The organism is Verrucomicrobiota bacterium (assembly GCA_016871675.1).
GTDB lineage: Bacteria > Verrucomicrobiota > Verrucomicrobiia > Limisphaerales > VHCN01 > VHCN01.
On the sequence record VHCN01000037.1, the window covers coordinates 25452 to 32000 of the forward strand.

The 6549-nt window shown below is 65.5% G+C and carries 7 protein-coding genes and 1 pseudogene; 1 reads left to right on the forward strand and 7 read right to left on the reverse strand.

Annotated features, from left to right (window positions below):
- Positions 1-8: 8 nt before the first annotated feature.
- On the reverse strand, positions 9-596 hold the full coding sequence (locus tag FJ386_09385) for a LemA family protein (GenBank protein MBM3876916.1): 588 nt from the start codon (positions 594-596) through the stop codon (positions 9-11).
- A 17-nt stretch (positions 597-613) separates the two neighbouring features.
- Here FJ386_09385 and FJ386_09390 point away from each other — a divergent pair, with 17 nt between their 5' ends.
- A complete protein-coding gene (locus FJ386_09390; protein ID MBM3876917.1) occupies positions 614-802 on the forward strand; it encodes a hypothetical protein in 189 nt (62 codons plus the stop codon).
- 39 nt (positions 803-841) lie between these two features.
- On the opposite strand, the gene FJ386_09395 is transcribed toward FJ386_09390, so the two are convergent.
- The 6 genes and pseudogenes from FJ386_09395 to FJ386_09420 form a co-directional block, all read right to left on the reverse strand.
- Positions 842-1087: a hypothetical protein gene (locus FJ386_09395; GenBank protein MBM3876918.1), complete on the reverse strand. Its 246-nt coding sequence runs from the start codon at positions 1085-1087 to the stop codon at positions 842-844.
- Between the two features lie 854 nt (positions 1088-1941).
- A pseudogene (locus FJ386_09400) lies at positions 1942-2121 on the reverse strand (type II secretion system protein).
- Between the two features lie 106 nt (positions 2122-2227).
- Positions 2228-3925, reverse strand: coding sequence for a gamma-glutamyltransferase (gene ggt, locus FJ386_09405; GenBank protein ID MBM3876919.1), 1698 nt, complete (start codon positions 3923-3925; stop codon positions 2228-2230).
- Positions 3926-3973: 48 nt separating this feature from the next.
- Positions 3974-5020 (reverse strand): spermidine/putrescine ABC transporter substrate-binding protein, encoded by a 1047-nt coding sequence (locus FJ386_09410; GenBank protein ID MBM3876920.1) that lies wholly within the window; start codon positions 5018-5020, stop codon positions 3974-3976.
- Positions 5017-5802, reverse strand: a complete 786-nt coding sequence (locus FJ386_09415) for an ABC transporter permease (protein ID MBM3876921.1) — start codon at positions 5800-5802, stop codon at positions 5017-5019. The genes FJ386_09410 and FJ386_09415 overlap by 4 nt, the downstream gene beginning before the upstream one ends.
- A 58-nt stretch (positions 5803-5860) precedes the next feature.
- On the reverse strand, positions 5861-6211 hold the full coding sequence (locus FJ386_09420; protein MBM3876922.1) for a DUF692 domain-containing protein: 351 nt from the start codon (positions 6209-6211) through the stop codon (positions 5861-5863).
- Between the last annotated feature and the right edge of the window lie 338 nt (positions 6212-6549).

Below are 6549 nucleotides of genomic sequence, written 5' to 3' on the forward strand. Positions count from 1 at the left end.
GGGGCCGTTCAGTTGAATGCCACCTTCACATTCTCCCGCTCGGCGTCGTTGTCGATCGTCCACAGCGGGGCCTCGGCAAAATGGAATGCGCGCGCGAGCAGGTTCGCGGGGAACGACTGCACCTGCGTGTTGTAGACCATCACCGCGTCGTTGAAGGCCTGCCGCGCGAATCCGATGCGGTTCTCCGTGGCGCTGAGTTCCTCCATCACGAGCGCCATGCTTTGGTCGGCTTTGAGATCGGGATACGCCTCGGCGATGGCCAGCAAGCGGCCGAGCCCGGCGACGAGCGCGCCCTCGGCCCGGAGCAACTCCCGCATTGCCCCGCTGTCCGCGGGATTCGCGGCGGCGCGCGAGGCGGCGGAGACCGCGGCAGCGCGGGCTGTGGTGACCTCCTCGAGCGTGGCGCGCTCGTGCTTCAGGTAGCCCCTCGCCGTCTCGACAAGGTTCGGGATGAGGTCGTGGCGCCGCTTGAGTTGCACATCGATCTGCGCGAAGGCTCGCTTGAACTGGTTGCGCAGGGCGACGAGCCCGTTATAGACGGCGAGTGCATACCCGATGAGCAGCACGGCGAGCGCGACCGGAACGAGGATCAGCATGGAGGGCATGAAGGGGTGTGGTTGAATTCGGGCTCGGCGAGAGAGTGTTCGAGCCGGGAAGGCCGCTCAATTACAATTCTCCCGCCGAATCGCAGCCGGGCTGGATGGCGCTGCTGTTTCTGGTTCCCGTCGTGAATCTCGCCGTGCTGCCGATTGTGGCTTTCACCGGCGGCGGCTCCGGGTCGGCACCCGAGCAAACAGCCTGACTTGGTCGCTCCCGAGAGCTTTCCGGCCGGGGCGCGGGGCTACTGCGCGTCTACGAGCACGACTTGTAGTCGCCTGCGATCGATGGCGTAGCGTTTTCCTTGCGGCGCCTGCGGCATTTCCTTCACGTATTTGTCGCGGACAAGGGTCTGGAAGTCTGCCGGCATCTTCCGATGGTCCATGAGGTAGAGGTGGACGGCTTCCGTGAGTTGGACGTGGACAGGATTCCGGAGCGCGGCGTCCGCGGGGGCTGTGGGGAGCCGGTCCTGAACTGGTTCAGGCGTCACCGCCGGTCCGGACGAGGGCGCGGTTGCCGTGGGTGGGATGTTCGCAGGAGTTTGGGGCAGTGGCGTCGGCGGCTTTTTAGGAACCGGACTGACCGGAGGTGCGACCGGGGCAGACGGCTCCGGTTTACAACCCGTGAAGCAACCCGAAGGCAGTCCGAGCGCGAGAACGACTACGAATCGATTCCATTTCATCTGGTGGTCGCCCCGATGCGCCGCATGCGCTAAAACGTGCCCAAGTAGGGAGCACCGAACGGGGTGGACACAGTGTCTGCAGTCGAGCCCGTCAGTTCGTTTGCCAAGCCAAAGTCACCACTCGTCAGCATCGTGTGATGACGATACTCCACATGGCCATCCATGAAGATGAGGTTGCCGCCGCCCATGTGCGTGGTGGAATAAAACTCCCAGCCGTTCGGATACATCGGCACGTAGGTGTTCGGGTTGCGGGTCAGGTGCCAGTTCGTGTAGGTGCGCGGTCCGGCGGCCGCCGGAGGGCCGAGGTTCACGCGTGATGGACGCAGCCATCCGACATGAGTCCGCGCGGAACTCTCCTGAAGGCCGATGAGCCGGCTCGGGCTCGGCACCAGTGCGAATCGCCGCGTAAAATTCGCGGCTGAGACGATGAGGGCATTCGCAATGTAGATGGTGTCGTTTGTCTCGTTGGCGACATTGCCCGCCGCCTGCCATTCTGTCCGGGCGCCCGGGCAGGTGAACGCCTTGCTGTTGGTGGTGAGATTCTGCTGGAGCAACCCGAGGAAGTTGACGGTTGTCGTCGTCGCGAAGTTGGCCTGTCCCTGCGAATCCTGATACGGCGTGCGGTCGTCCTGCTCGCCGCCATACATTACGAGCGCGAGTGAAACCTGCTTCTGATTCGAGAGACACGCCGAGCGTTTGGCCTTCTCCTTCGCCTTCGTCAGCGCGGGAAGCAGCATGCCGGCGAGTATCGCGATGATGGCGATGACGACGAGCAATTCGATCAAGGTGAAACCGGCGTGCCGCGCGCGCCGGCAGGTCTGAAGGAAGGTGAGGGAGGTCATGGCCTTTTCAGTGATCGTCGTCACCGTGCCGCTCTGCGCGGGGATTGGCAAGCCCTCTTCGAAGAGTCTCTGCAGCGCTCAAACCGGACCTTGCTGGTTCGTGTTCTCAATACCCAACGGCCTGCCCGTCCTTCCGCGATTCGGTGGCGCCGATGTAAACCTTGTTTGTCGCGTCCCAGCGGATGGCTTGATACCCGCCGAAGGCTCCTGTCGAGGTGCGGCCGAGCTTGTGCCCCATCTTGCGCAGCGCCTCGAGCGACGCGAGCGGGAAGCCCTCCTCCACGTTCACCGTGCCGCCGTCGGTCATGCGTGCCGGGCTGTTCGGCTCCGTCGAGCCCACGTGGTAGATGCGCGGCGCGTCGCCCGCCTCCTGCAGGTTCATCCCGAAGTCAATCAGGTTCAGCAGAATCTGCACGTGCCCCTGCGGTTGCATGTCGCCGCCCATCACGCCGAAGCTCATCCACGGCTTGCCGTCCCGGGTCACGAACGCCGGGATGATCGTGTGAAAAGGCCGCTTGTGCGGCGCGTAGAAGTTCGGGTGCTTCTCGTCCGTGATGTTGAAGCCCTCGCCGCGGTCCTGCAGGCAGAAGCCCAGCCCGTCGGGCGTCATGCCGCTGCCCATGCCGCGGTAATTGCTCTGGATGAAGCTCACCATGTTGCCCTTCGCGTCCGCGACGGTGAGATAGATCGTGTCGCCGTGCAGCTCGGGCCGGCCCGGCTCGTAGGCCGGCGCCGCCTTGTCCATCGCGAGCAGCTTGCGCCGCTCGGCCCCGTAGCGTTTCGAGATGAGCTGCTTCACGGGAATCCTGCTGAACTCCGGGTCGCCGTAGTGCCGCGCGCGATCCTCGAACGCGAGTTTCTTCGCCTCGATGAACAGGTGCATGTGCTCCGGGCTGCCGAAGCCGAATGTCTTCAGGTCGTATCCCTCGAGCACGTTGAGCATCTGCAACGCCGCGATGCCCTGTCCGTTCGGCGGCAGCTCCCACACGTCGTAGCCGCGGTAGCTCGTCGAGACCGGCTCGACCCACGTCGAGCGATGATCCGCCAGGTCGCGCTCCGTGATGAACCCGCCGTGCCGCAGCATGTAGGCCGAAACCGTGCGCGCAAGGTCTCCCTTGTAAAACGCGTTGCGCCCGCCGCGCGCGATGCGCTCCAGCGTGCGCGCAAGGTCCGGGTTGCGGAACACCTCGCCCTTGCGCGGCCGCACGCCGCCGGGATTGTAGGTTTCGAGGAAGTTCGGATACTTCGCCTGCGGGCTCCGCGCCGACGGCCACCCGCCCGCGATCACCTCCGGCACCGGAAACCCTTCGCGCCCATACTGGATTGTTGCGGCGAGGATCGTCTTCATCGGCAGCTTGCCGAACTTCTTGTGCAGCTCGAACCACCCGTCCACGCAACCCGGCACCGTGACCGGCAACGGCCCGTAACTCGGCACCTTGCTCAGCCCGTTCGTGCGGAAATGCTCGATGGTCAGAATGTAGGGCGAACGCCCGCTTGCGTTCAGCCCGTGAAGCCGCTGCGACTTCGCATCCCACACAATGGCGAACAAATCCCCGCCGATGCCGCAGCTCATCGGCTCCATGAGACCGAGCGCGGCGTCCGCGGCGATCGCGGCGTCCACGGCCGAGCCGCCCTGCTTGAGGATGTCGAGCCCGATCTGTGATGCGAGCGCGTGGCTCGTGCAAACCATCCCGTGTGGCGCGATGGTCTCCGAGCGCGTGGCGAATTTCGTTCCCGGCCGCGCAGCGGCCGAGGCAAGCAGGGGCAGGGCAAGCGAAGACATGATGAGAACCGTGGCGTTCATGGATGCGCGCGGAGTAAAGCAGAGACGATGCATCGCGCAAGTGCCGCGTCACTTCGCCTTCACCGCCGTCCACACCTCGTCGTAGAGGCGCGTTCCGGCCCCGAGATCTTCGAGGAACTCCAACCGCTGCATCACTTCGGGCGGAGGATAGATGGCGGGGTTCGCAAGATCCTCCTTCTTGATGAACGGCCGCGCGGCCTTGTTCGGCGTCGCATACTGGATGAAGTCGGAGAGCTGCGCGCCCACGCGCGCGTCGAGCACGTGGTTGATGAACTTCTCCGCCAAGTCTCGGTGCGGCGCCTTCGCGGGCACGGCGAGGCTGTCCACCCAGAGGATGCTGCCCTCGCGCGGGATGAGGTAGCGCGTGTCCTTGTCGTCGGCCATGCCGCGCGCGGCGTCGCCGCTGTAAGCCATCGCGGCGGCGGCGGCTTTGCCGAGGACCTTGTTGCGCCCGCCCACGCCGCCCTCGAATCCCGAGGAGCGCCGCTTGGCCTCGATGAGGAGGTCGCGCGCTTCGCGCAGGTGCGCCGGGTCGGTGGAGTTGAAGCTGTGCCCCTTGAACTTGAGCGCCGCGCCGATGGTGTCGCGCGCGGTGTCGAGCATCACGAACTTGCCGGGCTGCAGCTTCGCGTCGAACAGCAGGCCCCACGTCTCGGGCAGCGGCCGTCCACGGGCCGCGCGCACGAACAGGCCCACGGTGCCCCATTGATACGCGGCGGTGAACTTGTTGCCGCGATCCCATGGCGGGCTGGCGAAGCGCTCGTCGAGGTTCTTGAGGTTCGGGATGTTCTCGTGCCGCAGCGGCGCGAGCAGGCCGAGCTTGAGCATCGTCGGCACCGAACTGTCCGGCGGCACCACGATGTCGTAGAGCGACACGCCGCCGCCCTGGATTTTGGCGAGCATGGCCTCGGCGTCTTCATACAAATCCACGGTGACCTTGCACGCGTGGAGCTTCTCGAACCCGGCGACGACCTTGGGGTCGAGGTATTCGCTCCAGATGAAGATGTTGAGCTTCGACTGTCCGGAGGCGGGCACGGCGATCAGCAGCAGCACAAACCACCGGGCGAGGCGGAGGATGGCGTGGATGGGCGTCATGGCACTTTTCTGCGCAACCAGGTCACGAGCACGGTCCCGGCGGCGGCGGCGAGCACGAGGAGCGCGGAGAGCGCGTTGATGTCCGGTGTGATTCCACGTTTCACGGACGAGTAAATCAGGATGGGCAGCGTGGTCGAGCCCGGACCGCTCGTGAAGAAGCTCACGACGAAATCATCGAGGCTCAGCGTGAACGCCAGCAACGCCGCCGCCAGCACGCCCGGCACCAACAGCGGCAGCGTCACGTGCCGGAACACCTGCGCCGGCGTCGCCCCGAGGTCGCGCGCGGCTTCTTCGAGCGACGGGTCCATTCCCGACATCCGGGCGCGCACCACGATGGCCACGAACGGAATTTGAAACGTCACGTGCGCGAGCACCATCGTCATCAGCCCCAGTTCAAACCAGCCGGTCCAACGGCGGAGCAGCCCGAGGAACAACAGCAGCGACGCCGCCAGCACCACGTCCGGAATGAACACGGGCAGATACAGCGCGCGCTGCACCAGCCCCGCGCCCCGGAATCGCCGCGCCAGCCCGACACCCAGCATCGTGCCGAGCACCGTCGAAATGCCCGTGCTTGCCGCCGCCAGCAGCAGCGTGTTCTTTGCGGCGTCGAGCGCGAGGTTGTTCTCCCACAGCGCGCGATACCACTGGAGCGTGAAGCCGTGCCAGCCCGTGCCGAAGCGCGACGCGTTGAATGAAAAGAGGACCACGACCAGCAGCGGCGCGTAGAGGAACGCGAACAGCAGCGCGGTCGCGATGCCCGTGGGCCAGCGGAACGACTTCATGGGCGTCGAAAAAGGGGCCACCGCAGCCAGGGCTCGCGCACGGGTCACAAGCTGGCCGTCACGCCGCGCCACGCCCACGTGATGGGCGTTGCACGACGCGTTCCATCGGCAGCGCATCGAGGAACGCCAGCGGGTCGTAGCCGTGATTCACCGAGTTGACGTGCAGGTTCGTCACGTCGAGCAACAGCCCGCAGTCCGTGCGTTCGAGGACCTCGCCGATGAACTCCGCTTCGGGCATCTCTGCGCCGGGCAGGGTGACGCTGAAGGTGATGTTCTCGAGGATGAGCCGCGGGCCAATGCGCCCGCGGGCGACGGCGACATTCCGGCAGAGCGCCTCCACCGCCTCGCGCATGAAGGGCAGCGGAGTCAAATGCCCGATTTGGATGCCGCCCGCGCGCGTGAAGGCGATGTGCTCGCTCCACCACGGCGGCCTCGATGGCTGGACGGATGGATTCCAGCAGCAGCAGGGTCACTTCACGGAACACGAGCATCACGTTCACGTTGCTGCTGCGCTCGGCGGTTTCGCCGCGCGCCAGTCCGCCATAGAGCACAACGGACACGAGCTTGTCAGGAGTGGCCATGCGGAGCTTGTCGCAGCAGTGCAGGAGCCCCTCGCGCACCGGCGCGGGGGAGCAGCGTGCCGAGTTTGATCAACTGCTGCTCGATGGCATCCGGTGAAGGCAGGTTTGGAGTTCGGTCCTTGTTCATGTCATCCTCATTGGTTTTGGGGTTTCTCGGTTGCAAACT

What these genes read in the sequence shown, in the direction of transcription:
- FJ386_09385 (MBM3876916.1), bottom strand. Translation starts at nt 596, where the DNA reads ATGCTGATCCTCGTTCCGGTCGCGCTCGCCGTGCTGCTCATCGGGTAT.
- FJ386_09415 (MBM3876921.1), bottom strand. Translation starts at nt 5,802, where the DNA reads ATGAAGTCGTTCCGCTGGCCCACGGGCATCGCGACCGCGCTGCTGTTC.
- ggt (MBM3876919.1), bottom strand. Translation starts at nt 3,925, where the DNA reads ATGAACGCCACGGTTCTCATCATGTCTTCGCTTGCCCTGCCCCTGCTT.
- FJ386_09410 (MBM3876920.1), bottom strand. Translation starts at nt 5,020, where the DNA reads ATGACGCCCATCCACGCCATCCTCCGCCTCGCCCGGTGGTTTGTGCTG.